The organism is Candidatus Phytoplasma phoenicium (assembly GCF_001189415.1).
Classification (GTDB): domain Bacteria; phylum Bacillota_I; class Bacilli_A; order Acholeplasmatales; family Acholeplasmataceae; genus Phytoplasma; species Phytoplasma phoenicium.
The window spans coordinates 1-2,707 of the sequence record NZ_JPSQ01000044.1 but is presented as its reverse complement, the minus strand read 5'-3'; the positions used below and the strand labels follow the sequence as shown (position 1 = coordinate 2,707).

Annotated in this window: 1 protein-coding gene; it reads left to right on the top strand. The window is 23.3% G+C overall.

All coding sequences use genetic code 11. The features are described 5' to 3' along the window. Positions 1-279: 279 nt before the first annotated feature. Positions 280-2,707: class 1b ribonucleoside-diphosphate reductase subunit alpha (nrdE, locus tag AlmWB_RS01115; RefSeq protein ID WP_050337264.1), on the top strand; the 2,428-nt coding region annotated here is incomplete at its 3' end.

Genomic DNA, 2,707 nt, shown 5'->3' with positions numbered 1-2,707 from the left:
AATATAAAAAATAAAATATGAATAAATTGAAAAAAATGTGACTATTTTTTTAAAAAAACAAAGTTATAATTGCAATTTTTAAACTTTAGTCACATTTTTTTTGCTTTATAATAATGAAAATAAATTAATAATAATAAAAATATTTTAATTTTTAAATTTAAATTTCAAATTAAAATTAAATAAAATTTAAGTTAGTTAAATTGAAAATAAAAAGTTAAAATATAGAGTAGATAAAATAGAAAAATAAAAATTAAATTGATAGGAATTGGATAAATAATAATGAAAATAGTTTTTGATAGTTCCGAAAAAGGAAATGTTTACGATTTTGTAAAAAAATTAGAACATAAATATAAAATAGAAGAAATTAAAAATTTTAAAAACGATGAAAAAGATATTTTTTTAGTTACCAAAACAATTAAATTTGGAGAAATTTCAGAAATAACTGAATCATTTCTAAAAAAATATTTTTATTTAGTAATTGGAATAGCGGTTTCAGGAAATAAAAATTTTGGAAAAAATTTTGCAAAAGCTGGAGATTTAATTTCCGAAAAATTCAATATACCTTTGATTCTTAAATTCGAAGGCAAAGGATTCGAAGAAGATGTTTTATTTTTAAAAAATTGGTTAGAAGAAAATGAAAAAATAAAAAGAAAAAATAAAAAAATCCCCAATTGGATTATTTTAAATAATCAAATTTTAGATGAAGAAGGTAATATAAAAAATTTACAAAAAGATAAAGAAGCTATTGAATCTTTTTTAAATGAAGAAATAAAACCAAAAACAAAAAAATTCCCTAGTTTAAAAGAAAAATTAAATTTTTTAATAGAAAATAATTTTTATGAAAAAAATTTTTTAGAAAAATATAATTACAAAGAAATTAAAAAAGTTTTTGATATTGCTTATAATGAAAAATTTATTTTTCCTTCTTTTATAGGTGCTTTTAAGTTTTATAATGGATATTCTTTAAAAACAAGAGATAAAAAAGAATATTTAGAAACTTATGAAGATCGTTTAGCAATTAATGCATTATATCACGCTTCTGGTAATAAAGAACTAGCAATAAATTTAATCAAAAATTTAATTAAACAAAACTTTACGCCCGCTACACCTACTTTATTAAATACAGGTTTGAAAAAAAGAGGAGAATTTGTTTCTTGTTTTCTTTTAGAAGGAGGAGATTCTTTAAATGATATTTCACGTATTGTAGAATTTTCTATGCAACTTTCCAAAATAGGCGGTGGAGTTTCTATTAATCTTTCAAATTTAAGAGCTAAAGGAGAAAGTATAAAAGAAATTTCTAATACTTGTAAAGGAGTTATAGGAGTAGCAAAATTATTAGATTATTCTTTTCGTTATGCTGATCAAATGGGACAACGTTTAGGTGCAGGTGTCGCTTATTTAAATGTTTTTCATGCTGATATTGAAGATTTTTTAAATTCAAAAAAATTAAATGCAGATGAAGATATACGATTAAAAACTTTATCATTAGGAGTAGTTATTCCTGATAAAATGATTGAATTAGCAAGAAAAAAAGAAAAAATGGCTATTTTTTTCCCTCATACAGTTTTTAAAGCATATGGTTTGAATTTTGCAGATATTAGTATTGAAATGGATAAATGGTATGATGTTTTATTGAAAAATCCTGATGTAAGAAAAAAATTTATTGATCCTCGACGATTATTAGAATTGATTGCTTTATTACAAGGAGAATCTGGATACCCTTATATTATGTTTTGTGATAATGTCAATCGAGATAATACTTCTATTAATAAAGTAAAATTCTCTAATTTATGTACAGAAATTTTACAACCTTCTATTACTTCTCATTATGCTCCTTATGATAAAAGAGAAATGGATGAAATTGGAATGGATATTTCTTGTAATTTGTCTTCTGGACATATGGGAAATATGATAAAAAACAAAACTATTAAAGAAACAATTTTTGCAGCTTTTGAGATTATGAATTCAGTTTCTTTAAAAACAAATATTAATTATGTTCCAGGAATAGCGAAAGCTAATCGTTTAAATCGTAGTGTAGGTTTTGGAATTATGGGGCATCATGGATTTATTGCAGAAAAATTAATTGAATTTGGAAGCGAGGAAGATATTGAATTGATTGATGTTTTTTTTAGTGCTGTTAATTATTATTCTTTATTACATTCTAATTTGGAAGCTAAAAAAACAGGACAAAAATTTTATAAATTTGAAGAATCTACTTATGCAAATGGAGAATATTTTAAAAATCGTAAAGCAATATTACCTAAAAAATCTAAAATTAAAGAAATTTTTGAAGAAATAGAATTACCAACTGATAATGATTGGTTAGTTTTGGCAGAAAACATCAAAAAATATGGTTTATATAATTCTCATCGTTTAGCAGTCGCTCCCAACGGAACCATCGGCTATATTATGTCTGCAACACCCTCTTTAACACCTATTAAACAATTAGTAGAAGAAAGAACTTATGGTAATTCTAAAACTTATTTTCCAGTTCCTGCTTTGAAAGATTTTGCTTTCATGTACCAAACAGCTTATCGTATGGATAAAAAAAAAATAATTGATGTTATCGCGACTGCTCAAAAACATATCGATCAAGGAATTTCTTTTGAATTATGTATTACTTCTAATACTACAACTAGAGAATTAGTGAAATATTATTTATATGCTCACAAAAAAGGAATAAAAACCCTTTATTATACTAGAACAC